At 62.9% G+C, this 23032-nt stretch carries 23 protein-coding genes and 1 tRNA gene; 15 read left to right on the forward strand and 9 right to left on the reverse strand.

Going from position 1 to position 23032, the window contains the following annotated elements:
• Positions 1-104: 104 nt before the first annotated feature.
• From ONG87_RS09785 to ONG87_RS09795, 3 genes are all read left to right on the forward strand, one after another.
• On the forward strand, positions 105-557 hold the full coding sequence (locus ONG87_RS09785; protein WP_244646906.1) for a heme-binding protein: 453 nt from the start codon (positions 105-107) through the stop codon (positions 555-557).
• Between the two features lie 14 nt (positions 558-571).
• Positions 572-973 (forward strand): hydroxyisourate hydrolase, encoded by a 402-nt coding sequence (uraH, locus tag ONG87_RS09790; protein ID WP_122476996.1) that lies wholly within the window; start codon positions 572-574, stop codon positions 971-973.
• Between the two features lie 134 nt (positions 974-1107).
• Positions 1108-2076: an XdhC family protein gene (locus ONG87_RS09795; RefSeq protein WP_192102056.1), complete on the forward strand. Its 969-nt coding sequence runs from the start codon at positions 1108-1110 to the stop codon at positions 2074-2076.
• Here ONG87_RS09795 and ONG87_RS09800 read toward each other — a convergent pair.
• The gene (locus ONG87_RS09800) at positions 2071-4335 is read right to left on the reverse strand and encodes a heavy metal translocating P-type ATPase (RefSeq protein WP_264382768.1); all 2265 of its coding nucleotides are present in this window, start codon (positions 4333-4335) and stop codon (positions 2071-2073) included. The genes ONG87_RS09795 and ONG87_RS09800 overlap by 6 nt on opposite strands.
• 229 nt (positions 4336-4564) lie before the next feature.
• Here ONG87_RS09800 and ONG87_RS09805 point away from each other — a divergent pair, with 229 nt between their 5' ends.
• Positions 4565-5698 carry a glycerate kinase gene (locus ONG87_RS09805; protein ID WP_264382769.1) on the forward strand — a complete coding sequence of 378 codons (1134 nt, stop codon included), beginning with the start codon at positions 4565-4567 and terminating at the stop codon, positions 5696-5698.
• 19 nt (positions 5699-5717) lie between these two features.
• Here the strand turns inward: ONG87_RS09805 and ONG87_RS09810 are convergent, their stop codons facing one another.
• Positions 5718-6917: a hypothetical protein gene (locus ONG87_RS09810; protein ID WP_264382770.1), complete on the reverse strand. Its 1200-nt coding sequence runs from the start codon at positions 6915-6917 to the stop codon at positions 5718-5720.
• 222 nt (positions 6918-7139) lie between these two features.
• Here ONG87_RS09810 and ONG87_RS09815 point away from each other — a divergent pair, with 222 nt between their 5' ends.
• Both ONG87_RS09815 and xerC read left to right on the forward strand, forming a co-directional pair.
• The gene (locus ONG87_RS09815) at positions 7140-7547 is read left to right on the forward strand and encodes an SRPBCC family protein (RefSeq protein ID WP_264382771.1); all 408 of its coding nucleotides are present in this window, start codon (positions 7140-7142) and stop codon (positions 7545-7547) included.
• A gap of 52 nt (positions 7548-7599) precedes the next feature.
• Positions 7600-8550, forward strand: a complete 951-nt coding sequence (xerC, locus tag ONG87_RS09820; RefSeq protein ID WP_264382772.1) for a tyrosine recombinase XerC — start codon at positions 7600-7602, stop codon at positions 8548-8550.
• Positions 8551-8583: 33 nt separating this feature from the next.
• Here xerC and ONG87_RS09825 read toward each other — a convergent pair whose 3' ends face one another.
• Both ONG87_RS09825 and ONG87_RS09830 read right to left on the reverse strand, forming a co-directional pair.
• A complete protein-coding gene (locus ONG87_RS09825; RefSeq protein ID WP_264382773.1) occupies positions 8584-9948 on the reverse strand; it encodes a nucleobase:cation symporter-2 family protein in 1365 nt (454 codons plus the stop codon).
• Between the two features lie 179 nt (positions 9949-10127).
• Positions 10128-10799 carry a Bax inhibitor-1/YccA family protein gene (locus tag ONG87_RS09830; protein ID WP_043189407.1) on the reverse strand — a complete coding sequence of 224 codons (672 nt, stop codon included), beginning with the start codon at positions 10797-10799 and terminating at the stop codon, positions 10128-10130.
• 143 nt (positions 10800-10942) lie between these two features.
• On the opposite strand from ONG87_RS09830, the gene ONG87_RS09835 reads away from it, so the two are divergent.
• A tRNA-Ser gene (locus ONG87_RS09835) sits at positions 10943-11033 on the forward strand.
• Between the two features lie 288 nt (positions 11034-11321).
• Here the strand turns inward: ONG87_RS09835 and ONG87_RS09840 are convergent.
• Positions 11322-11972, reverse strand: a complete 651-nt coding sequence (locus tag ONG87_RS09840) for a DUF2238 domain-containing protein (protein ID WP_122477010.1) — start codon at positions 11970-11972, stop codon at positions 11322-11324.
• Positions 11973-12227: 255 nt separating this feature from the next.
• Here ONG87_RS09840 and ONG87_RS09845 point away from each other — a divergent pair, with 255 nt between their 5' ends.
• A complete protein-coding gene (locus ONG87_RS09845) occupies positions 12228-12902 on the forward strand; it encodes a glycosyltransferase family 2 protein (RefSeq protein WP_122477011.1) in 675 nt (224 codons plus the stop codon).
• A gap of 158 nt (positions 12903-13060) precedes the next feature.
• Positions 13061-13309, forward strand: coding sequence for a CsbD family protein (locus tag ONG87_RS09850; RefSeq protein ID WP_122477013.1), 249 nt, complete (start codon positions 13061-13063; stop codon positions 13307-13309).
• Between the two features lie 102 nt (positions 13310-13411).
• On the opposite strand, the gene ONG87_RS09855 is transcribed toward ONG87_RS09850, so the two are convergent.
• Together ONG87_RS09855 and ONG87_RS09860 are read right to left on the reverse strand one after the other, a co-directional pair.
• Positions 13412-13948, reverse strand: coding sequence for a hypothetical protein (locus ONG87_RS09855; protein ID WP_264382774.1), 537 nt, complete (start codon positions 13946-13948; stop codon positions 13412-13414).
• Between the two features lie 118 nt (positions 13949-14066).
• The gene (locus ONG87_RS09860) at positions 14067-15353 is read right to left on the reverse strand and encodes a DUF2254 domain-containing protein (RefSeq protein ID WP_264382775.1); all 1287 of its coding nucleotides are present in this window, start codon (positions 15351-15353) and stop codon (positions 14067-14069) included.
• 229 nt (positions 15354-15582) lie between these two features.
• Here ONG87_RS09860 and ONG87_RS09865 point away from each other — a divergent pair, with 229 nt between their 5' ends.
• The 3 genes from ONG87_RS09865 to ONG87_RS09875 all read left to right on the forward strand — a co-directional run bounded on the left by ONG87_RS09865 (position 15583) and on the right by ONG87_RS09875 (position 16336).
• On the forward strand, positions 15583-15708 hold the full coding sequence (locus tag ONG87_RS09865; protein WP_264382776.1) for a hypothetical protein: 126 nt from the start codon (positions 15583-15585) through the stop codon (positions 15706-15708).
• A gap of 52 nt (positions 15709-15760) precedes the next feature.
• Entirely contained in the window at positions 15761-15928 is a 168-nt protein-coding gene (locus tag ONG87_RS09870) for a DUF6021 family protein (protein WP_264382777.1), read from the forward strand.
• Between the two features lie 138 nt (positions 15929-16066).
• Positions 16067-16336, forward strand: coding sequence for a DUF1652 domain-containing protein (locus tag ONG87_RS09875; RefSeq protein WP_264382778.1), 270 nt, complete (start codon positions 16067-16069; stop codon positions 16334-16336).
• On the opposite strand, the gene ONG87_RS09880 is transcribed toward ONG87_RS09875, so the two are convergent.
• Both ONG87_RS09880 and ONG87_RS09885 read right to left on the reverse strand, forming a co-directional pair.
• Positions 16337-17533, reverse strand: coding sequence for an MFS transporter (locus ONG87_RS09880; RefSeq protein ID WP_264382849.1), 1197 nt, complete (start codon positions 17531-17533; stop codon positions 16337-16339). It lies immediately after the preceding gene.
• A 454-nt stretch (positions 17534-17987) separates the two neighbouring features.
• Positions 17988-19139, reverse strand: coding sequence for an aldose epimerase family protein (locus ONG87_RS09885; RefSeq protein ID WP_264382779.1), 1152 nt, complete (start codon positions 19137-19139; stop codon positions 17988-17990).
• Positions 19140-19431: 292 nt separating this feature from the next.
• Between ONG87_RS09885 and ONG87_RS09890 the strand changes: the two genes are divergently transcribed.
• The 3 genes from ONG87_RS09890 (at position 19432) to araH (ending at position 22996) form a co-directional block, all read left to right on the forward strand.
• Positions 19432-20433 carry a substrate-binding domain-containing protein gene (locus ONG87_RS09890; RefSeq protein WP_122477021.1) on the forward strand — a complete coding sequence of 334 codons (1002 nt, stop codon included), beginning with the start codon at positions 19432-19434 and terminating at the stop codon, positions 20431-20433.
• A gap of 76 nt (positions 20434-20509) precedes the next feature.
• The gene (gene araG, locus ONG87_RS09895; protein WP_122477023.1) at positions 20510-22009 is read left to right on the forward strand and encodes an L-arabinose ABC transporter ATP-binding protein AraG; all 1500 of its coding nucleotides are present in this window, start codon (positions 20510-20512) and stop codon (positions 22007-22009) included.
• Between the two features lie 21 nt (positions 22010-22030).
• Positions 22031-22996 carry an L-arabinose ABC transporter permease AraH gene (araH, locus tag ONG87_RS09900; RefSeq protein WP_122477025.1) on the forward strand — a complete coding sequence of 322 codons (966 nt, stop codon included), beginning with the start codon at positions 22031-22033 and terminating at the stop codon, positions 22994-22996.
• The last annotated feature ends 36 nt before the right edge of the window (positions 22997-23032 follow it).

Raw genomic sequence — 23032 nt, forward strand, 5'->3', positions numbered from 1 at the left:
ATTGCCTATTACAAAGTTGTAATCGCTGCGACGGGGTTCTGTCGTGACCGGGTTGCTAAGGTGCCAGCCACTGATCACGGAGATGCTCGATGAAAGCCCTTTGCATGACATTCACCCTGGCTTGTCTGCTCGCCACCCAGGCCCACGCCGCCCTGGCCCAGCACCCTGACCTGGACCTGGCGACCGCGCAGCGGCTGGCCAATGGCAGCGGCTGCATGGCCGCCGTGGCGGTGCTGGACCGTGGTGGCAACGTCATCGTCCAGCAACGCGGCGACGGCGTTGGCCCGCACAACACCGAGGCCGCGCGGTTGAAAGCCTACACCGCGCTGTCGACCAAGACGCCGACGCGGCTGTTCGCCGAGCGTGCCCGCAACAACCCCGAAGCCGCCAATCTGACCTCGCTGGGGCAATTGCTGCTGCTGGGCGGCGGCGTGCCGGTCTACGAAGGCAAGCAGTTGGTCGGTGCGATCGGCATCGCCGGTGCCGGCGGCGCCGAGCAGGACGAAGCCTGCGCAATCAAGGCCACCGAATCCGTCGGTCTGGCCATTCATTCTTGAAGGAGCAATACACCATGTTGAAGAAAATTGTCCTGGCCGCCAGCCTGGCCTCCCTGTCCAGCCTCGCGATGGCCGCCAACCCCCTGAGCGTGCACGTACTGAACCTGGAAACGGGTGTGCCTTCGGCCGGTATCGAAGTGACCCTGGAGCAGCATTCGGGTAACCAGTGGCAACCGTTGGGGCAGGGTGTGACCAACGAGCAAGGCCGGATCGCCGGCCTCTACCCGGAACAGCGCACTTTTGCGCCGGGTGAATACCGGGTGGTGTTCAAGACCGGCGACTACTACCGCAAGGTCGGGCATGAAACCTTCTTCCCGGAAATCCCGGTGATTTTCGAGGTGAAGAACACCGAGCAGCACTATCACATTCCCTTGCTGCTCAGCCCCTACGGCTTCAGCACCTATCGCGGGTCGTAGTCGCAAGCCCCTGCCGTCATCCTTTCACGGTCTGCGGAAAACTATTGCCCTGTACGTGCGGTCTGTTGCACCAGAGCGGGCGTCGCAGGGCAGGGCGCCGGCACATTGCGCAGGATGATGGCGGGTATCAATAGATGAAGCAGCTTGATCTGCAGGTCATACAGCAGGCCCGAACCTGGCTCGGCCAGGGCCGGGGCGTATGGCTGTGCACGGTATTGTCGACCTACGGTTCGGCCCCACGCGGGCCGGGGGCGATGCTGGTCGCGCTGGACAATGGCGAACATTGCGGATCGCTGTCCGGTGGTTGTGTGGAAGACGACTTTCTGGAGCGTGTCGCTGCCGGTTATTTCACACCGGTCAATCAGGTCGTGCGCTACGGCGACGGCGGCCTGGCGCCGACCATGGCGCTGCCTTGCGGCGGCGTTCTCGACGTGTTGGTCGAATACCTCGCGCCTGATGCAGCCACGCTGGAGCATCTGGCGCACATCGAACAGGCTTTCGCCGGCGGCCAACTGTTGGCGCGGCAGGTGGTGCCTGGCAGCGATCGGCGCAGCATCCGCGCAGGGCACATGGGCGATGCACGGGTGCGGGTCAGCGACGAAGAAATTTGCATTCGCATCGGCGCGGTACAGCGCCTGATCCTCGCCGGCCTGTCGCCGGTCGCCGAATTCTGCGCGGGGTTCGCCCTGACCCTTGGCTATGAAGTGATCCTCTGTGAGCCGCGTCCCGAAGTGCTGGCTCGTTTCGACCTGCCCGGCGTGCACGTGCACGAAGTCTTGCCTGCGGTGTTCATCGCCGACGGCGGCTGTCATTCGGCGACCGCCGTGGTGGCGTTGACCCACGACCCTCGACTCGATGACCTGACCCTGCTCGAGGCGGTGCGCACACCGGCTTTCTATATCGGTGCAATGGGCTCGATGCGCACCAGCGAAAAGCGCTTCGAGCGTCTCGAGCGCATCGGTGGGCTGGACGCGACCACCCAGCAGCGTATCCACGCACCGATCGGCCTGAACCTGGGCAGCAAGACGCCCGCCGAGATTGCCTTGGCCGTCATGGCGGATATCCTGCGCGTGGCCAACGGAATCGACCGGCAGCGTCTATGATCGCCTGGCAGATGCCTGAAAGCCCTTGAGCCGCAGGGCGTTGGCCAGTACGAACAGCGATGAAAAGGCCATGGCTCCCGCCGCGACCTGCGGCGACAGGGTCAGCCCGCTGACCGGGTACAGCAGCCCCGCCGCCACTGGGATCAGGGCCGCGTTGTAGGCGAAGGCCCAGAACAGGTTCTGGCGGATGTTGTTCAGGGTTGCCGTAGACAAGGCGATGGCCGTGGCCACCGCGCCGAGGTTGTCCGACATCAGCACCACATCCGCGGCTTCGATGGCGATGTCCGTGCCACTGCCCACTGCAATGCCGACGTCGGCCTGGGCCAGCGCCGGTGCATCGTTGATGCCGTCACCCACGTAGACCGTGAGGCCATACTCGCGCTGCAACGCCTGGACGGCGGCCACCTTGCCTTCTGGCAGAACCTGCGCCACCACCTGATCGATACCCAACTGGGTGGCGATGGCCTGGGCGGTTCGGCGGTCGTCCCCGGATATCATCGCCACTTTCAGGCCGAGCCGGTGCAAGGTCTGGATAGCCGCCGGGGTAGTCGACTTGAGCGGATCTGCCACGGCGATCATCGCGGCCAGTTGGCCGTCCACCGCCGCATACAAGGGGCTCTTGCCCTGTTCGGCCAGCGTCTGTGCAGCGCTGGCGAACGGGCTCGTGTCCACGCCGAGTTGCGTCATGTAGCGTTCTGCACCGATGGCCACGTCCTGCGCGCCGACCGTTGCGCGCACGCCATGGCCGGTGTGCGCCTGAAAATCCCGAGCCTGGGGCCAGTCGAGCCGAGCGTCCTGCGCCGCTGTCACAATGGCCCGTGCCAACGGGTGTTCGGACAACGCTTCCACGGCTGCGAGCAAAGGCAATAGCTGCTCGCGGGTGAAGTGGGGCAGCAGTTGCAGGTCGGTCACCCGCGGTTGGCCTTCGGTGAGCGTGCCGGTCTTGTCCAGTGCCACGACTCGCGCGCGGCTCAGTTGCTGCAATGCTTCGCCCTTGCGCAACAGAATGCCCAACTCGGCGCCACGGCCGGTGCCGACCATGATCGAGGTGGGCGTGGCCAAGCCCATCGCACACGGACAGGCGATGATCAGCACGGCCACCGCGTGCACCAGGGCCATGCCCAGGGCTGGCGTCGGGCCAAGCCAGTACCAACCGATGAACGTGGCCAGCGCCAGCACCATCACCACCGGCACGAACCACAATGTCACCCGGTCCACCAGCGCCTGGATCGGCAACTTGCTGCCTTGGGCCCGTTCGACCATGGCGACGATCCGCGCCAGCATGCTGGCGCTGCCCAAGGCGGTGGCTCGAAGCTGCAACGTGCCGTTCTGGTTGAGGGTACCGCCGACCACTTGGTCGCCGGGATGCTTGCGCACCGGCATGGGCTCGCCGGTGAGCATCGACTCGTCGACGAAGCTGTCGCCGGCGAGTACCGCGCCGTCCACGGCAACCCGCTCGCCGGGGCGAACCTGCACCACGTCGCCCTGTATCAGCTGCTCCAGCGGGATTTCGATGAAGCCCGCCTGGCGTTGCACATAGGCAGTCTGTGGCTGGAGCCTGAGCAGGCGCTTGATGGCTTGGGACGTGCGGCCCCTGGCGCGTGCTTCGAGCGTGCGGCCCAGCAGGATCAGGCAGATGATCACGCACACCGCTTCGTAATACACGGTGGCCGTAGCGCTGGGTAGCAGCTGCGGGGCGAACGTGGACACCAGGGAAAAACCGTAGGCGGCGAGGGTGCCCACCGCCACCAGCGAATTCATGTCTGGCGCGCCGCGCAGCAGCGCCACGGTGCCTTTGAGGTAGAAGCGCCTGGCACAGGTGATCAGCACCAACGTGGTCAGGGCGAATTGCAGCAGCCAGTTATCCTGCTGGCTCAGGTGCAGTTGGATCCAGGCGTGGAAGCCCGGTATCAGGTGCGCACCCATTTCCACTATCACCACGGGCAGCGAGAGCGCCACCGACCAACCTAGGTCGCGCCGCAGGCGCGCGGCGTCTTGCTGGCTTTCCTGATTGGCCTGGGCCATGGCGTCTGGAGTGTGCTCAAGCGGCCTGGCGCTGTAGCCGGCCTTGTCGACGGCGGCGATCAGGGCCTGGGCGTCCACGCCGCGGCCTTCCACGCGAGCGCGCTCGGTGGCCAGGTTGACCGCCGCTGCCGTCACACCTGGCACCTTGAGCAAGGTGCGCTCGACCCGACCCACGCACGACGCGCAGGTCATGCCGTGGATACCCAGCTCGACGACACCTTCGTTTGCTGCCATGACGTTTTCCTCCTTCCGTCCCATGCCTGGACTGTGACCCTTGCCACCATGGGAAGGTCAAGCCCGCACTCCCATGTGGGAGCGGGCTCTGCCCGCGAAGGCCACACCGCGTTCCACCAGGCACACCGCGCCAGGCCCTTCGCGGCCGATGACCGCTCCTACGCGTGACGGCAGTCGCGCGGAGGCGGTGAAAATGGCAGCATGGGCGCACAAGAACTGGAGAACTGCCATGAAGATCGTCATCGCCCCTGACTCATTCAAAGACAGCCTGAGCGCCGCCGACGTTGCTTCAGCCATCGCCCGGGGCCTGCGCCAGGCCCTGCCCGAGGCGCAGCTCGTCGAGCGGCCGATGGCCGATGGCGGCGAAGGCACCATGCAAGCCATCATGGCGGCTTGCCAGGGCGAGCTGCGCAGCCTCGTCGTCGACGGCCCTTTGGGCGCAGCCACTCAGGCCCATTGGGGCTGGCTGCCCGACGAGCGCACCGCCGTCATCGAAATGGCCGAAGCCAGCGGGCTGCAACTGCTCCAGCGCCAGCAACGCGATGCCTGCAACAGCAGCACCTATGGCACTGGCCAATTGATCGCTGCAGCCGTGGAGGCCGGCGCACGACGCATCATCCTCGCCATCGGCGGCAGTGCCACCAACGATGCCGGCACTGGCATGCTCTGCGCGCTCGGTCTGCGCCTGACCGATTCTCAGGGCAGTGAACTGCCCCGTGGCGGCCTGGCGCTGGCACAAGTAGCCAAGGTCGACGCCAGCGGCCTCGACCCACGTCTGGCCGATGTGCAGTTCGAAGTCGCCGCAGACGTCGACAACCCGCTGTGCGGTCCCCACGGCGCCTCGCACATTTTCGGCCCGCAGAAGGGCGCTACACCCGAACAGGTGCTGGCGCTGGACAAGGCTTTGGACCACTTCGCCGATCACTGCGTAGCGGTGCTGGGCCAGGACTGCCGTGACGCGCCTGGTTGCGGCGCAGCAGGCGGCATGGGCTTCGCGGCCAAGGCCTTTCTTGGTGCCTCGTTCCGCCCAGGGGTCGAAGTGGTAGCGCAACTGGTGGGCCTGGCCGATGCCGTCATCGGCGCCGACCTGGTGATCACCGGCGAAGGGCGCTTCGATGCCCAGACCCTGCGCGGCAAGACGCCCTTCGGCGTGGCCCGCGTTGCGCGCGCTGCGGGTGTCCCGGTGGTGGTGCTGGCCGGCACACTGGGCGAAGGCTATCAGGACCTGTACGCCCATGGCATCGATGCCGCGTTCTCCATTGCGTCCGGTCCGATGACCCTGGAGCAGGCGTGCGCCGAAGCCAGTGCGCTGCTCAGCGATCGCGCCCGCGACATCGCCCTGCTTTGGCAGCTGCGCGGTTAGGACGCAAGTGCGCCGTGGGTCAATCGCGCTCGCGCATGAAGAAGCCCGCCACGTACTTGCGGAAGGTCTCCAGGCTCTTGAAGTCGGCCAGGCGCTTGAAGGTTTCGGAACTGGGCTCCGGACCCAGCGGCTCTTTCATCAGCGAAACCGAGAGGACCCGGTCCAGGTCCGAGCTGAGCACCAGTTCGTCCATCACCATGGCGCCGATCACCGGTCGGCGCATCATGACCTTGACGCCTTTGCTGGCCATCCAGTCGATCAGCGACACCAGCATCTTCAACGCCTCGCGTTCCTCGTCGCGGAACACCGGGAACAGATGCCCGCGGGTCAGCACCGGCACCGTCGCCACATGCACCATTTCATAGAATTGGCTGCCGGCGGTTGCCGGTGAATACAGCGCCAGGGCCAGCAGCGGCCCACTGCTGCGCGCGCCACCCCACAACAGATGATGGCCCTGGAAGTCGAAGCCGGCGGTGCTGCGCTCGGTCATCACCTTGCGCCCGACTACGTCGGACACGCAGTCGAGCAGCAGCCCATAGCGACGCTGCCCAATGAAGGCGGTGGAATCCTTCAGGCGTGCCTTGAGCATCATCATGTGCTTCATGTCGATGCGGGTTTCCAGATAATTGCTCGCCGGCACCCTGTCGATCAGCGGGTAGCGTGTGGCCACTTCGCGCAGGTCGGCGAACTGGCGGGTCAGATCCTTCTTCAGGTGCGTGGCGTACACATTGAGCCCAGAGGCTTCGATGAGCGTCAGCAGCAGTGAGAGCAACCGGTGCTGCTCCCGTCGCTGACTTGCTATCACGGCGGTGCCGGGCGTACCGGGCATGGCCGGGGCGCGGAAATCGGCAATCAGCTTCAGCGGCATATCGGGGGGCAACCAGGCGGCCGGCAGTGGCCCTTCATCCTCGCGCCCAGGCGTACTGTCACGCTCGTCATGGATGAAGGGGCAACCCTCGGCATGCTCGGCCGTGCCGGGGTTGTTCTTCAAAAACAGCGTGCCGGTACTGCTGTTGAGCGTCACGTTCATCACCGGCAGCGTACCGGGCCGGCAATCGCACGCCAGCCACTGGCCCTGGGTGCGGACCTTCATGAGCCACTGGTTGGCCTGCAGGAGCTTCGGGCCTTCACTGCGGCCTTCGACGAATTCGGTGACCAACTGCTGTTCGGCAGGGGTCAGGGCGCGAACTGGCGCGCCGGTCTTTTCGATGATTCTCATGACGCTGCAAACGCCCCTTCAATGAACGGATCCAGGCCAGGCTGGCCTTCATGGGACAACGTTTGCGCAGCATGTATCCATTGCTGGTGCCGCGCCCGCGCCCACTGCCAGGGCATGATCGCCCCAGCTGTGTCGGCCGCATGAACGAATGCACTAACGGCTTGCCGCGCACTCGAACGACCGCTACCGTTGTAGCCTCAGCCCACCGACAGGAGCCATGACATGGCAAGCACGCAAGCGAGCATCGACATTCCGGCATCGGCCGATCAGGTCTGGAATCTGGTGGCCGGGTTCAACTCCCTGGCCGACTGGCTGCCCATGATCCAGCACAGCGAAGCCCAGGAAAACGGCCGGCTGCGGCACCTGACCACGGTGGACGGTACCGTCATCGTCGAGCGTCTTGAGACTTACGACAACGCCGCGCGCACCTACAGCTATTCCATCATCGAAGGTCCCTTTCCGGTGAGCGATTACCTGGCGACGCTCAAGGTCATCGAGGTGGACGCCGTCAACAGCCGAGTGGAGTGGGGCGGTCGCTTCAACCCGGTCGGCATGAGTGACGCCGAGGCGGTGGAAATTTTCGACGGTGTCTATCAAGGTGGCCTGCAGGCGCTGCGCGGTAACTTCTGATCGAACCGGCCGGGTAAGGGCGGACGGGTCAGGCACCGACGCGGATGCTAGAATGGCGGGCGTCTACCCTGGCACTCAAGGATTCCCCGGTTTGTCTGATCTGCAGAACCCTCTGTTGCAATATCTCGCGCGGCTGATGCCGTCCAGCCGCACGACCATGCAATACGTATTGCAGGATGCCGCGGACCGGCTGGGCTTCGAGGACGTCGACATTCGCGAGGTGCCCTGGCACCGTCTCGAACCCGGGCACGTTACCTCGCTGGTGGCCGCCCTGCGCGAAGATGGCTACGCCCCCAACACCACCTCGCTTTACGTCAACGCCGTGCGCGGGGTCATGAACGAGGCGTGGCGGCTGAGCCTGATCGACCAGGATCACCTGCTCAAGATTCGCTCGGTCAAGCCCATGCAGGGCACCCGCCTGGGCAACGGCCGCAACCTCAAGCGCAGCCTGATCCGCGACCTGATGGAGGTCTGCGCCAACGATCCGCGGCCGCAGGGCCTGCGCGACGCCGCCGTCATCGCCATCCTGTATGGTTCTGGCATGCGCAAGTCGGAATCGGTCAACCTCGACCTGGCCCAGGTCGACTTCAGCGAGCGCAGCCTGCGCGTGACCGGCAAGGGCAACAAGGAGTTGATCAAGTACGCGCCGGGCTGGGCTTTTGCCCATCTGCAAACCTGGCTGGCGTTTCGCCGCAGCCAGCTTCCCGCAGGCCAGGCCGATGACGACTTTCTTTTCAATCGCATCCGCCGCGGCGCGCACATCACCCGCGAGCGTATCACCAAGCACGCCATCTACTACATCGCCCGACAACGCGGCACCCAGGTCGGCGTGAAGATCATGCCCCATGATTTCCGCCGTTCGTTCATCACCCGAGTGATCGAAGAGCACGACCTTTCGATTGCCCAGAAGCTGGCGCACCACACCAATATCCAGACCACTGCGGCCTACGATATGCGCGACGACAACGAGCGTCGCCGCGCCGTGGACCGCTTCGATCTTTGAGCCTGCAGGCCCTTGTCGCAGGCTCGGGCCAGCTCAGTGACGAGCCACTGGCCCGGCTGGCAAAAACCAGTTCAGCAGCAGCGCGCAGATACCGCCAGTGGCTACACCCGACTCCAGCACATTGCGCAATGCGCCCGGCATGTGCGCGAGGAACTCCGGCACCTGAGCCACACCCAGGCCGAGGGCGAGCGATACGGCGATGATCAGCAGCGCCCGACGATCGAGGTCGACGCTGGCAAGGATATTGATGCCCGATGCGGCCACCGCGCCGAACATCACCATGGCAGCTCCACCCAGTACCGGTTCGGGCACCGCCTGGATCACCCCGGCAACCGTCGGGAACAGACCGAGCAGAACCAGCATCCCGGCGATCCACACGCCGATGTGGCGGCTGGCGATGCCGGTGAGCTGAATGACCCCGTTGTTCTGCGCGAAGATGGAGCTGGGGAAGGTATTGAAGACACCGGCCAGCAGCGAGTTGGTCCCGTTGACCAGCACGCCGCCCTTGATGCGCTGCATCCACAGCGGGCCCTCTACGGGCTGGCGCGACACCTTGCTGGTCGCCGTCACGTCACCGATCGCTTCCAGGGACGTCACCAGGTAGATCACCAGCATTGGAATGAACAACGCCCAGGAGAAACCGAGGCCGAAGTGCAGCGGTACGGGCACCTGAAATACCGCGGCCTGGTGCATGCCGGTGAAATCCAGTCGGCCCAGGTAACCGGCCAGCGCGTAGCCCATGGCCAGAGCGATGACGATGGCGGCGCTGCGCATCCAGGTCACCGGAATGCGATTGAGCACCACGATGATCGCCAGTACCAGGCCGGAGAGCATGAGGTTTTCGCCGTTGGCGAACGTGCCATTGGCCATGGCGCCGAAGCCGCCGCCCATGCTGATCAGACCGACCTTGATCAGGGTCAGGCCGATCATCAGTACGACGATACCGGTGACCAGCGGGGTGATCAGCCGTTTGACGAAGGGCAGGAGTCGCGAAATACCGATTTCCACGAACGACCCTGCGATGACCACGCCGAAGATCGCCGCCATCACAGCTTCCACCGGTGTGCCCTGTTGCACCATCAGCGCACCCCCGGCAATCAGCGGTCCGACGAAGTTGAAACTGGTGCCCTGCACGATCAGCAGACCCGCGCCGAACGGGCCGATGCGCCGGCACTGGACGAAGGTAGCAATGCCGGAAATGACCAGCGACATGGAAACGATCATGTTGGTGTCACGGGCGCTGACGCCCAGTGCCTGGCAGATCAGCAGGCCGGGCGTGACGATCGGTACGATGATCGCAAGCAGGTGCTGCAGCGCGGCAAGCATGCCCAGCAGTGGGCGAGGGCGGTCTTCCAGGCCCAGGATCAATTCGTCGCTGGGTGGCTGTGGGGTGCTCATGGCAAGGGCTCCTGAGAAAGAGCGCGAAGGCTCCGGCAAAAAGAGCGCGATGGCTCAATCGAAAGGAGCGCGATTCTACGGCGCGGCGCCCATGGGGCAAACCGGTTTTTGCTGAGGATACCCGAACCAGGGGCAAGAAAAAGCCCGCACGAGGCGGGCTTCGACAGGGCAACGGTGAATCAGTCGTCGCGACCCATGATGCCGAACAGCTGCAGCAGGCTCACGAACAGGTTGTAGATCGACACGTACAGGCTGATGGTCGCCATGATGTAGTTGCGTTCGCCACCATGGATGATCGCGCTGGTCTGGAACAGGATGCACACCGACGAGAACAGCACGAAACCGGCGCTGATCGCCAACTGCAGACCGGCGATCTGGAAGAAGAAGCTCGCCAGCACCGCGCCCAGCAGCACGAAGAAGCCTGCGGTAATGAAGCCGCCCAGGAAGCTCATGTCCTTGCGAGTGATGAGCACATAGGCCGACAGGCCGCCGAACACCAGCGCCGTCATGGCGAAGGCCGAGCTGACCACTTCGGCGCCGCCCTGCATGCCCAGGTAACGGTTGAGGATCGGGCCGAGCAGGAAGCCCATGAAGCCGGTCAGGGCGAAGGTGGACACCAGGCCCCAGGCCGAATCACGCAGCTTGTTGGTCAGGAAGAACAGCCCGTAGAAGCCGATCAGCACGACGAAGATGTTCGGGTAGCCGACGCGCATCTGCTGCGCGACGTAGGCCATCACGCCACTGAAAGCCAGGGTGAGTGCCAGCAAGCCGTAGGTGTTGCGCAGGACGCGGCTAACTTCTAGCTGCTGCACCTGCGAGCCTTGATTAACTGCATAATCCTGTTCGCGCATGGCGAGACTCCTTTGATTGAACACGTCTGAAACGTTCAGATGCAAAGATCATATCAGACCCTTGCCTAGCCGCTCTATCCAGAGTTTGACAGCGTGTTTCATTCCGGTATTATGGCGCCCGCAAAGCAACCAGCAAGACATTCGGGAAATTGGCAGAGTGGTTGAATGCACCGGTCTTGAAAACCGGCGAACGTTAATAGCGTTCCCAGGGTTCGAATCCCTGGTTTCCCGCCAAACATCGAAAAGCCCCGCATTGGCGGGGCTTTTTCGTTTTCGCCGTTGCAGAAGTGCCATGTCGCGAAACCCACTCGTGCAGGTGTCCTGATTGTTGCGTTACAGCAAGAAAAAGATATCGAGGTTGATCAGGAAAGGCGTCGTCTACGTGACGGTCATGGGGGTGATGGGAAATTCCGGGAGGATCTTCGATCACCTTTCGGTTTGGCAGCCGTGGCGCATGGCGAAACAGATGCTTGGCTATGTATTGATGCATTGAGGTATCGATGCATTGAGCCGCTGGGCGTTTCAGTGCGGTGTCAATCGCCCGCGCAGCGCCGAAACCCCGGCGCGCAGCGCATGGCCGCGGCAGGTCAGCACCACCAGCGAGGCGGCTGCCGCTACGGCCATGTCTTTCTGGGCATCCCAGAAATCGCCCTGGGCACCGACGAAGGCCGAGTCGCCACCGCCCACGTACGCGGCGCCTGCCCACTCCATCAGTTCATAGAGCATCGAGGTCGACAGCACCAGCGACCAGGCAATCAATGATGCCCACGCACCCTTGAGCTGGCATTTCTCACTGACGATTTCCCGCAAGGGCAGGCTGAGCAGCAGGCCGTAGGCCAGGTGCACGAAACGATCATATTGATTGCGCTCCCAGCCCAGCGCTGCATTCACGTCCACCCCGCTGATCAGGTACAACGCTTCGTTGTAGGGAACCTGGGGGTAGGTGAAGTGCGTGCCCACCTGATGCAGGCATAGAAAGATGATCACCATCACCCACGCGCGTCGGCTCCACTGGAAATGGTCACGGGTGAACCACACGGCCACGGCGCCCACCAGCACCAGGATGTTTTCGATCAGCCAGGTCTGGCGGTCCAGCGGCTGCCAGCCCGAGGCGATCACCGCCAGCAGCAACACCCAGTGCCAGTAGCCTATGCTTGTCCTTCGAGTTGCCATTGTCACGCTCCTCGCCAAGTCCTCTGCTGCAGTTGATCACCATGCCCTACATTAATTCGTTCAGGCTTGCAGCGCTGGCTGATCGACAGCCCGGTCCGGGTCGTCGGGCCTCTGGAGGGGAGAAAGTGAATTGCAAATTGGAATGAACATTTGCCGAACTACCACCCGTCGTATCTATCTGCAACCAACGCGCGATAGATAGGTCAAGAGACTTACAGCCGCCGGATGCCGGCATCTCCTCGACAGGTATCGTCCATGATCGGAATCATTGTCCCAGCTCATAATGAAGAAGCAGTGGTCGCTCAATGCATCGAGTCGTTGCTGATTGCCGGTGAGCATCCTGGACTGTCGGGCGAAGAGGTCAAGGTGGTTATCGTGCTGGACGAATGTTCCGACGGTACCCAGCAAGTGGTCAACCGCTACCCCGTACAGAGCGTGGCCGTGGCGCACTGCAACGTCGGTCGTACGCGCGCCGCGGGTGCTCAACTGTTGTTGGATCAAGGCGCCCGCTGGTTGGCGTTCACCGATGCCGATACCCTCGTGCCGCCCACCTGGCTGGTCGATCAGCTGCGCTTTCGCACCGACGCGGTTTGCGGCACGGTGCGCGTGGATGACTGGTCGCTGCATGCCGAGGAAGTTCGCAGCCGTTACGACGCCCTGTATACCCCGGTGGAAGGTCACAAGCATGTCCACGGCGCCAACATGGGGGTCAGTGCCCAGGCCTACCGCCGGGTTGGCGGGTTCAAGCCGCTCAAGGCCCACGAGGACGTGCACCTGGTGGCCGACCTGAAAGAGGTCGGGGCGTCGATCACCTGGACTTCGATCAACTGCGTGACGACCAGCGCCCGGCTGGATTGTCGCTGCCGTGAAGGCTTCGGCGACTACCTGCGCTCGCTGTCGATCGGTGCTCCGCTGGAAGCCGTTGGTTGAGCGTGCCCGAGCGTCCGAATTTGCCAACATGAACACTGAAAATAAGATCGGAACTATTTCCAACCGGCAACGCCCTAAGTTCAGGCAGCAAGTACGAAGCTTCCGGCTTACATACTTCAAGTACTGTCACTAAAACGATGATCAAAGTGAGGCTCAACATGAAAAGCGAACAAATCGAAGGCGTAGCAGAAAAGATCGCCGGCAAGGCTCAAGGTGTAGTGGGCAAACTGGTCGGTGACCATTCCCTGCAGGCAGAAGGCGCAGGTCGTGAAGCGGCTGGCCAACTGACCAAGACCTACGGCGACGCGCTGAACAATGTGTCTGCCTTCGTCAAGGAAAAGCCAGGTGCCTCGTTGGCCATTGGCGCTGCCATTTTCGTACTGGTAAGCCGTTTCCTGCGTCGCTGATTCTGCTGCGCTTAAAGTGTCTTCCCAACCGTTCGATTCCTGGCCTTCAGCCAATTGAACGGTAGGGAAGTGCAGCAACCCCCCCGCACTTCCTCTAACCCTTCAACCTCCCCAACCCAGCGAACGACGAATGACGTCTCTGTAAGGCGTTTCTAGTTGCTGCGGCAGTTGTTCAATGTATTCCCGCGCATGTATTCGCACTTCACCCGTCAAGTTTTGCAGATAGTCGAGAACATCGTCGATGGTGGGTATCCGTGCCTCTATACCCGCGAATCGCGGCGGCAAAGCGGTCCAGATGACTGCATCCAGTTCTCGCTCACGAGCCCATTGGGCGAGGACCCCGGTGGACCGGTCGCTGCAGATGAAACTGCCGATGCCATCATCGCGCGAATGGGGTATCTGTTCACGTTCGCGCAGTGCCTGGCAGGCGTCGTCGAGCGAGGTGGTGTCCAGCAACGCCCAGAGAGATGGCACAGCAGGTGCATTCAGGCAGATCGCCGTGGCCAGCTCGCCGCCGTCGCCGACCCTGCAAAGCTCGACGGGTAATGCAGGGCCGTCGGTGTGCCAGGGGCTGCAGACCGGTAAAGCCCCCGGCTTCCATACCAGCGATCCCCAGGCCAGGCAGGCTATGTTCATCATCGTTTTCCGTTTGAGCAGTCATTGCCTGCAAGTGCAGGTGTCAACTCAGGCCTGCCGACAGCTGCACAAGTTCAGCGCCATCGCCCCAGTGGACGCTTCGGGCGCCGGTGCTCGGCATTCAGCCCAGCAGAGGTTTGGCCAATTCACGCAGCCGCTGCTTGTCTTCATCCAGGGTAAGCGCGCTGTCGGCGCGTTTCAGCAGTCGAGTCGCGTGCAGCCGGCACTGGGCGGCGAAGGTTTGCGGGCTGATGTCGTTCAGGCTGATCAGCGCCTTGATCATGCGAATGTCGACTTCCACCAGCCCGGCGCCGTCGCGCGCCACGAAGGTGAAGAAGTCGTCGAACAGATCGGCCACCTGCAAGCCGCGAACGTGCACTCGGCGGCAGTGTGGATCGATCTCGCGGGATGTCGAATCGGTAGTGCTGTGTACATGCCAGGCGGTGAAGCACCTGACTCCGCGGCCAATCACGTCGATCACCGTGCCCGAGTCGTTGGTGGCCGGCGACAGGGCGCGCGAAGCGATCTCCGCGAGAACCGAAATGCCGAAACGTGGGTCCTGTTCGAAGGTACGGCGCAGGCCGATCGTGACAGCCGCGCGGATTTCCGCGGCGAGGTCTGCCTGGGCCTTCGCCTGGCCGTCGCTGTCCGCGGTAAACCAGGCCAGATCTGCGCCGAGGTGAAGGAAAGCGCCTGGCAGTACGCTCAGGTAGATCTGCAGCGCGTGCTTCTCGGCCAGCGCGCCAAGGGCGGCGACATCGATGTGCTGCACGTAGCCGGTGTCCTCGCTGCGCACGGTTGCTGCCGTTGGCGGAGTCATCAGATCGAGCGGGTAGGGCGCCGCGCCCATGTACGGCCAGCGCGCGCGGTTTTCCAGGGATTGCAGCGCTGCGGCTTCGACCCGGTCGATGGTTTCGCCGACCCGGCCCAGCTTGGACAGGTGGTCGATCCAACGCAGCAGCGTATAGACGATCAGGATGATCATGACGATGGTCACCGCGAACAGCACCACCCGCCCTTGAGCGCCGTAGGCCCCGGTGCTCAGGGCAATGATCCCGACCAGGCTGAACAGGAACGAGCCGATGAACGTTGCCAGTGCGTTCTGGGTCGTGGCGTCTTCCATCACCAGTGAGGTGGCACGTGGCGTTACGCCGCTGCTGGCGGCGCCATAGGCACTGACCATGGTGCTCAGCGAGAAGGTCGTGACCGCAAGCATGCTCGACGCGATGATCGCGAGGATCTTGTCGACCGAATCGGCACCGATCCGCGTCGGCAGGTCGGCGGGCACGAAGTCCTTGAAGACGATGGCAATCAGCGCCGTGGCGATGCCCGTCAGGGAGAACAGGCTTGCGCGGAACCACAAGCGTTTGGTCATCTGACCCAGGGCCCAGCGCCAGCGAGCGATCATCGTGTATTCCTCGGGATTGTCAGTCGGACCGCCAGCAGCCATGCGAGCGCGGCTGCACATTGAGTGCCTGGAGCTGACGAAAGTTTCATGCCACCGTAGCAGCGGTCATCGGCCGCGAAAGGAGCGACGCGATGTATCGGCCATGACGACAGCGGCCTGGTCGATTGCACGGAACCCCGGATCGGTCTGCAGGCTCACAGTGTAGAGACCCCATTGAAAGGAACCGATCATGGCCGATGACAAGCAACCACCCGCCGAGGACAGCGAGGACCAGACGCCCGCCCATTCCACCCCGGAAGAAAAGGAACGGCTGAAGGATTTCAACAAGGATGGCATCCCGCCAGGCGTCGCCTGATGCTGGAGCAGCGCTATTGCGCCGATGGCCCACATTCAAGACCGGAGGATTTATGAGCAACGAGACCAAGCCCGATAACGACCTGGGGTTCGACCCGGACTCTCCCGACCTTGCCGACCCGCAGGTCGATCCGATCGGGCCCGCCGAGAAGCCCGAAGGCGACACGTCGGAAAAAACCGGTGACGCAGATAAATATCCGCCCTATGGCACCAAGGACTGAGTCTGGTAGCCTTGTGCAGGCAGCCCTCGGTGCCTGCCTGCCGCACCACGCTGAAAGCGTGAGCGCGCCGCCCTGCCGAGTGGCCGTACTCACGCTGCGACACGTCTCCAGCCATGACATCGCCAGGAGAAGCTCTAGATGATTCCCACCACTGAAATGCGCCGCATCGTCGAAGCCAGCTTCGCGCCCCTCAAATGCCACTGCACGTTGAATCCGGGGGGCACCATGACGGTCGAGGTGTCCGACCCGGCCAGTGGTCAGGTCGACCTGTTGATGGTAGGTGTCGATACCCAGCCGTTGTCCAGCAGTCGGGCGATTGCCGAACTGGTGGTGCAGCTGCGTGCCGAGCTCAAGGGCAACCAGGAATGGTTCTGCCGCCATGCCCCGCGCGGCGCTAGCCGGTCGTGATCAGGCTGGTTTGTTCTGGCGCTCGGGCAAGGCCTGCTCGTTGTTCTCGATGGTCCACAGCGGTCTGAACAGCCGTGTCCACAAGGCGACGATCACCAGCGTACTGACAGCGCCGAACAACGCTGCTGGCACCGTGCCCAGCGCCGTCGCGCTGACCCCCGCACGGAATTCACCCAGTTCGTTCGACGAGCCGATGAACAGCATGTTCACCGCGCTGACACGCCCGCGCATATCGTCGGGCGTGGCGAACTGGATCAGCGAAGAGCGGATGTACACGCTGATCATGTCTGCTGCCCCAGCGACGAGAAGCGCCGCGCACGACACCCAGAACCACGTGGACAAGGCGAACACCAGGTTGGCCACGCCGAACACTGCCACCGCGAGGAACATGCGCTGGCCCATCCGCGCGTTGAGCGGACGGATGCTCAGATAAAAGCCCATGCCCAGCTCGCCCAGCGCGATGGCGCTGCGCAGCAGGCCCAGCCCGGCGGGGCCGACATGGAGAATCTCCGCAGCATAGATCGGCAACAGGGCGACCACGCCACCGAGCAGCACCGCGAACAGGTCCAGCGATATCGCACCGAGGATGATCGGCCGCGAGGTGATGAAGCGGATGCCAGCGGTGAAGCGACTCACTGCTGTGGTCTGATCATCCACCGGCCGCACGATGCGCACGCTGGGTACCCACTGCAGCAGCAGCACACCCAGGGCGAAGCCCAGCAGGCAGATGCCGAACGTCCAGCCACCGATGGCGGCATACAGCAGCCCGCCCAGCAGGGGGCCGGCAATTACCGCCACTTTCATGATCATGCTGTTGGTGGCGATGGCCTGGGCCAGGTGCTCGCGCGCAACGATCTGCGGCAGCAGGCTTTGCACGGCGGGCCCGGTGAACGCTCGGGTACAGCCGAACACGAACAATGCGACGTAGTAGGGCCAGGTGTCGACGGTTTCACTCAGGGCCAGCCACAGCAGCGCGGCGGAGGAGAGCACCGACACGCTCCAGCTGATCTGCAGGATGCGCCGCCGGTCGAAGCGATCCAGCAGATCCCCGGCTGGCAGCAGCAACAGCACCATGGGGATGAACTGGGCCAGGCCGACGTAGGCCAGAGTCAATGGATGGCGGGTCATGTCGTACATGTGCCAGGCGACAACGATGGCCTGGATCTGCATGGCGAACATGGCCGCGAGACGCACCATGAGGAAGGCACGGAAGCCGGGCTGGGAGAATATGGCGGTGGAGTTGCGTTTCAAGGTCGACGTTCTTGTGCCAGTCAATGGGTCACGCGATCAGCGCATACGTATCAAGATGTTAACGAAGACCGAGTGTACGTGATCAAGTGTCAGGTGCGCATCCGCTTGCGCACCGTTGAGTGCCTGCGGCACGTTTCATGTGTCGATAATGACTATTGACGAACGCAATAGTGGCGCCTCGGTTCGGCTGGTATCTTTGATTTCGAAGATTGAATACGAGGCCAGGCGCTGATTCTTCCCCGCATAGCGACTGGCCCAGTGCTCTGCTTCAACTCTCTTTGGTTAGATTTTCAGCCACCTCACGTCAGTGCGGTGGCTTTTTTTTGCCCACGATTCCTGCCCGATATCCGTAGGAGCGGTTTGTGGCCGCGAAACGGGCGCTGCGGTCGGTCAGGCCGAATCACTGCGCCGAGAAGGCAAACACCGTGGTGTGGGTGTAGGTCTGGCCAGGATCGAGGCGGGTGCTGGCGAACGTGGGCTGGTTGGGGGCATCGGGGAAGTGCTGGGTTTCCAGGGTGAAGGCGCCCCAGTGCGGATACACCTTGCCACCCTTGCCGCGAACGGTGCCGTCGAGGAAGTTGCTGGTGTAGAACTGCACGCCCGGCTCGGTGGTGTACAGCGTCAAGGTGCGCCCCGACACCGGGTCGGTCACCTTGGCGGCCTCGCGTTTCAAGTCGCCTGCGCTGTCGAGTACCCAGTTGAAATCGAAGCCGCCTTGTTTCGGCTCGGCGAACGCCAGCTGCTCATGCTTGGCGCCGATGTGCTTGCCAATGGCGGTAGGGGCGAGGAAATCCATCAGCGTGCCTTTCACCGGTGCCAACTCGCCGGTCGGGATCAACTTCGCCGTCACCGGCGTGTAGCGGCTCGCATGCAAGGTGGCCACCTGCTTCAACACATCGCCACTGCCGGCACCGGCCAGATTGAAATAGCTGTGGTTGGTCAGGTTGAGCACGGTGGGTTTGTCGGTGGTGGCCTTGTACTGCACGCGCAGTTCGTTGCGTTCGTTCAGGCTGTAGGTGACCTGGGTCGCCAGGGTCCCGGGAAAGCCCATCTCGCCATCGGGTGAGCGATAGGTGAAGGTGGCCGCGACCTGGTCGGCATCCTGCGTGGCCTCTACGGCCCAGACGTGTTTGTCGAACCCTCGGGTGCCGCCGTGCAGGGCATTGCTCTTGTCATTGAGCGGTACCGAATAGGTCTGCCCGTCCAGGTTGAACTTGCCCCCGGCCAGGCGGTTGCCGAAGCGGCCGATAGTGGCGCCGAAATACACGGTGGGATTGGCCTGGTAGCCCTGAATGTCATCGAAGCCCAGTACCACATCCGCAACCTCGCCTTTCTTGTCCGGCACTTGCAGCGCCTGCAAGGTCGCGCCGTAGGTGATGATGCTGGCTTTCATACCGTGGCTGTTGCTCAGGGTGATCTTTTCCAGCGGCGTGCCATCGGGCAGCGCGCCGAAGCTTTCGCGGGTCGAAGTCAAGCCTGCCGCATGGGCAGAGATGGAAGCAGTCATGAGGGTCAATCCAATGGCGCTGAGCAGTTTTTGATAAATAGGCATGTAAGGCGTTCCGTAGTTTTTTATAGGAAATGGCTGGATCCCGGGGTTGGACAACCGGACTCCGGCGGTGGCTGCACTGGCAGGTATAGCTGAAATTCGACGTCCGTAAAAATAAATGGTAATACTATTTGCCAGATCACTCGTGGTGTCATTTCTGACAGGATCTACGACACGCCGCTGTGGATGGCGCAAGCGTGACGTTACGTTACAAATGCCCATCCTGTTATATGGTATGACTATTCGCTGATGTTGCTGGACGCTGTAGCTATTCAATAAAAATAAGGAGTTAGCTATGTTGAGTCGTCACGGGATCCGTTCCCTGTGCTGTGCCGCCCTGACCGCCGCGATGTTCGCAGGCTCATCGGCTTCCTGGGCTGAAGAGGTCAAGATCGGTTTTCTGGTCAAGCAGGCTGAAGAGCCCTGGTTCCAGACCGAGTGGGCCTTTGCCGAGAAGGCCGGCAAGGACAAAGGCTTCAAGGTCATCAAGATCGCTGTGCCCGACGGCGAGAAAACCCTTTCGGCCATCGACAGCCTGGCCGCCAATGGGGTCAAGGGCTTCGTCATCTGCCCTCCTGACGTTGCGCTAGGCCCGGCCATCGTGGCCAAGGCCAAACTCAACGACATGAAAGTAATGGCCGTCGACGATCGCTTCGTCGATGCCAAGGGCAACTTCATGGAGGACGTGCCGTACCTGGGCATGGCCGCCTTCGAAGTCGGCGAGAAGCAGGGCATGGCCATGGCCGGAGAAGCCAAGAAGCGTGGCTGGGACTGGAAAGACACCTACGCCATCATCAATACCTACAACGAGCTGGACACCGGCAAGAAGCGCACCGACGGCTCGGTCAAGGCGCTGAAGGCTGCGGGCCTGCCGACCGAGCACATTCTGTTCGCCGCGCAGAAGACCCTCGACGTACCCGGCAGCATGGACGCTACTAACTCCACGCTGGTCAAGCTGCCGTCAGGCGCCAAGAATCTGATCATCGGCGGCATGAACGACAACACCGTGCTGGGTGGCGTGCGCGCCACCGAAAGTGCGGGGTTCGCCGCAGCCAACGTGATCGGCATCGGCATCAACGGCACCGATGCCATCGGCGAGCTGAAGAAAGCCAACAGCGGCTTCTTCGGCTCCATGCTGCCCAGCCCCCATACCGAGGGCTACAACACGGCAAGCATGATGTTCGAGTGGGTCACCACCGGCAAGGAGCCGCCCAAGTACACCGCCATGGACGACGTGACCCTGATCACCCGCGAGAACTTCAAGCAGGAACTGGAAAAGATCGGTTTGTGGAACTGATCCGACCCATGGCCTCTGCCCCGGCAGAGGCCGATTCTTCACGGCGTGCCGTGATGCCTGCTCTGGAGTTGTATCCATGCGTGTAGAGTCATTGCGTTTCAACGGTATCGGCAAGAATTTTCCGGGCGTGCGCGCACTGTCGGACATCAGCTTCGAAGTTCGCCCGGGCAGCGTGCACGCCCTGATGGGCGAAAACGGTGCCGGCAAGTCCACCTTGTTGAAGATCCTGGGCGGTGCCTACCAGCCCAGCACGGGCAGCCTGCAGATTGGCAGCCAGAGCCTGGTGTTCAAGTCCGCCGCCGAGAGCATCGGCAGCGGCGTTGCAGTGATTCATCAGGAGCTGCACCTGGTGCCGGAAATGAGCGTGGCGGAAAACCTGCTGCTGGGCCACATGCCAGCGCGTTTCGGCCTGATCGATCGCAGCGCCATGCTGCGCCGTGCCGGCGAGCTGCTCGCCGGTCTGGCCGACGAGATCGATCCACGCCAGCGCTTGGGCAGTCTGTCCCTGGGCCAGCGGCAGTTGGTCGAGATTGCCAAGGCGATGTCGCGCAATGCCCATGTGATCGCCTTCGACGAGCCGACCAGCAGCTTGTCGGCACGGGAAATCGACCGGCTGATGACGATCATTGCCAAGCTGCGCGACGAGGGCAGGGTGGTCCTCTATGTCTCCCACCGCATGGAGGAGATATTCCGCATCTGCGACGCCGTCACGGTGTTCAAGGATGGCCGCTACGTGCGCACTTTCGACGACATGGCCGAGTTGACCCACGACCAGTTGGTGACCTGCATGGTCGGCCGCGATATCCAGGACATCTACAACTACCGTCCTCGCCCTCATCAGGGCCAGGCACTGCGCGTCGAGGGCTTGCTGGGGCCGGGTCTGCACGAGCCGGTCAGTTTCAGCGTCGCCAAGGGTGAAGTGCTGGGCTTCTTCGGCCTGGTGGGCGCAGGCCGCACCGAGCTGTTGCGCCTGCTGTCCGGATTGGCCGCCAGCAAGGCAGGCAGCCTCACCCTCGATGGGCGTTCGCTGACCCTGGCCAACCCGCGCGACGCCATCGCCGCTGGCATTCTATTGTGCCCCGAGGATCGCAAGAAGGAAGGCATCGTGCCCCTGGCCAGTGTGGCCGAAAACATCAACATCGGCGCCCGCGACCGCCATCTCACCCTGGGCTGCCTGGTGCAGGGCCCGTGGGAAAAGGAGAACGCCGCGCGCCAGATCAAGGCGCTGAACATCAAGACCCCGTCCGCCGAGCAGCCGATCATGTACCTCTCCGGCGGCAACCAGCAGAAGGCCATCCTCGGTCGCTGGCTGTCGATGCCGATGAAGGTCCTGTTGCTCGACGAACCCACACGCGGCATCGACATCGGTGCCAAGGCCGAGATCTACCAGATCATTCACGGCCTGGCCGCCGATGGTATCGCGGTGATCGTGGTGTCCAGCGACCTGATGGAAGTGATCGGCATCAGCGATCGAATCCTGGTCATGAGTGAAGGTGCGTTGACCGGCGAAGTGCTGCGCGAGCAGGCGCAGGAATCCAGGTTGCTGCAATTGGCACTGCCGCGCACTCGCGGCTGAACAATAACAACAGAGGTGCTTATGTCTACGCAAAACACGCTGCCGGCCCCCCGCCAGGGTCTCAACCTGCGTCGCTTTCTGGACGAGTGGGTGATGCTGCTCGCCGCGCTGGCGATCTTCGTGCTGTGCACGATGTTCATCGACAACTTCCTCTCGCCATTGAACATGCGCGGGCTGGGCCTGGCCATTTCGACCACCGGCATTGCGGCCTGCACAATGCTCTACTGCCTGGCGTCCGGGCATTTCGACCTGTCCGTTGGTTCGGTGATTGCATGCGCCGGGGTCATTGCGGCGGTGGTGATGCGCGACACCGAAAGCGTGCTGCTGGGCGTGGGCGCGGCCTTGCTGATGGGGCTGGTGGTTGGCTTGATCAACGGCATTGTCATCGCCAAGTTGCGCATCAATGCCTTGATCGCGACCCTGGCGACGATGCAGATCGTGCGCGGCCTGGCCTATATCTTTTCCAACGGCAAGGCCGTCGGGGTCATGCAGGAGGACTTCTTCATCTTCGGCAATGGCCAGTTGATGGGCGTGCCGGTGCCGATCCTGATCACCATTGTCTGCTTCATCTTCTTCGGTTGGTTGCTCAACTACACCACCTATGGACGCAACACCATGGCCATCGGTGGCAACCAGGAAGCGGCGCTGCTGGCGGGTGTGCACGTGGATCGCACCAAGATCATCATCTTTGCCGTGCACGGTGTGATCGGTGCGCTGGCCGGTGTGGTACTGGCGTCGCGGATGACCTCGGGCCAGCCGATGATCGGCCAGGGCTTCGAATTGACGGTGATCTCGGCGTGTGTGCTGGGCGGGGTGTCGCTGGCCGGGGGCATTGGCATGATTCGCCACGTGATCGCCGGCGTGCTGATTCTGGCGATCATCGAGAACGCGATGAACCTGAAGAATATCGACACGTTCTATCAGTACGTGATTCGCGGGACGATTCTGCTGATCGCGGTGATCATCGATCGCTTGAAGCGGCGCTGATCGGCGGGGCGCCCTTCGCGGGCAGAGACCCGCTCC

The organism is Pseudomonas sp. MM227, from assembly GCF_947090715.1.
Classification (GTDB): Bacteria; Pseudomonadota; Gammaproteobacteria; order Pseudomonadales; family Pseudomonadaceae; genus Aquipseudomonas; species Aquipseudomonas baltica.

Bases quoted from the DNA above. Each gene is read 5' to 3' on its own strand.
- ONG87_RS09785 (WP_244646906.1), top strand. From the start codon at position 105: ATGACATTCACCCTGGCTTGTCTGCTCGCCACCCAGGCCCACGCCGCC.
- uraH (WP_122476996.1), top strand. From the start codon at position 572: ATGTTGAAGAAAATTGTCCTGGCCGCCAGCCTGGCCTCCCTGTCCAGC.
- ONG87_RS09795 (WP_192102056.1), top strand. From the start codon at position 1,108: ATGAAGCAGCTTGATCTGCAGGTCATACAGCAGGCCCGAACCTGGCTC.
- ONG87_RS09800 (WP_264382768.1), bottom strand. From the start codon at position 4,335: ATGGCAGCAAACGAAGGTGTCGTCGAGCTGGGTATCCACGGCATGACC.
- ONG87_RS09805 (WP_264382769.1), top strand. From the start codon at position 4,565: ATGAAGATCGTCATCGCCCCTGACTCATTCAAAGACAGCCTGAGCGCC.
- ONG87_RS09810 (WP_264382770.1), bottom strand. From the start codon at position 6,917: ATGAGAATCATCGAAAAGACCGGCGCGCCAGTTCGCGCCCTGACCCCT.
- ONG87_RS09815 (WP_264382771.1), top strand. From the start codon at position 7,140: ATGGCAAGCACGCAAGCGAGCATCGACATTCCGGCATCGGCCGATCAG.
- xerC (WP_264382772.1), top strand. From the start codon at position 7,600: ATGGCGGGCGTCTACCCTGGCACTCAAGGATTCCCCGGTTTGTCTGAT.
- ONG87_RS09825 (WP_264382773.1), bottom strand. From the start codon at position 9,948: ATGAGCACCCCACAGCCACCCAGCGACGAATTGATCCTGGGCCTGGAA.
- ONG87_RS09830 (WP_043189407.1), bottom strand. From the start codon at position 10,799: ATGCGCGAACAGGATTATGCAGTTAATCAAGGCTCGCAGGTGCAGCAG.
- ONG87_RS09840 (WP_122477010.1), bottom strand. From the start codon at position 11,972: ATGGCAACTCGAAGGACAAGCATAGGCTACTGGCACTGGGTGTTGCTG.
- ONG87_RS09845 (WP_122477011.1), top strand. From the start codon at position 12,228: ATGATCGGAATCATTGTCCCAGCTCATAATGAAGAAGCAGTGGTCGCT.
- ONG87_RS09850 (WP_122477013.1), top strand. From the start codon at position 13,061: ATGAAAAGCGAACAAATCGAAGGCGTAGCAGAAAAGATCGCCGGCAAG.
- ONG87_RS09855 (WP_264382774.1), bottom strand. From the start codon at position 13,948: ATGATGAACATAGCCTGCCTGGCCTGGGGATCGCTGGTATGGAAGCCG.
- ONG87_RS09860 (WP_264382775.1), bottom strand. From the start codon at position 15,353: ATGATCGCTCGCTGGCGCTGGGCCCTGGGTCAGATGACCAAACGCTTG.
- ONG87_RS09865 (WP_264382776.1), top strand. From the start codon at position 15,583: ATGGCCGATGACAAGCAACCACCCGCCGAGGACAGCGAGGACCAGACG.
- ONG87_RS09870 (WP_264382777.1), top strand. From the start codon at position 15,761: ATGAGCAACGAGACCAAGCCCGATAACGACCTGGGGTTCGACCCGGAC.
- ONG87_RS09875 (WP_264382778.1), top strand. From the start codon at position 16,067: ATGATTCCCACCACTGAAATGCGCCGCATCGTCGAAGCCAGCTTCGCG.
- ONG87_RS09880 (WP_264382849.1), bottom strand. From the start codon at position 17,533: ATGGTGCGTCTCGCGGCCATGTTCGCCATGCAGATCCAGGCCATCGTT.
- ONG87_RS09885 (WP_264382779.1), bottom strand. From the start codon at position 19,139: ATGCCTATTTATCAAAAACTGCTCAGCGCCATTGGATTGACCCTCATG.
- ONG87_RS09890 (WP_122477021.1), top strand. From the start codon at position 19,432: ATGTTGAGTCGTCACGGGATCCGTTCCCTGTGCTGTGCCGCCCTGACC.
- araG (WP_122477023.1), top strand. From the start codon at position 20,510: ATGCGTGTAGAGTCATTGCGTTTCAACGGTATCGGCAAGAATTTTCCG.
- araH (WP_122477025.1), top strand. From the start codon at position 22,031: ATGTCTACGCAAAACACGCTGCCGGCCCCCCGCCAGGGTCTCAACCTG.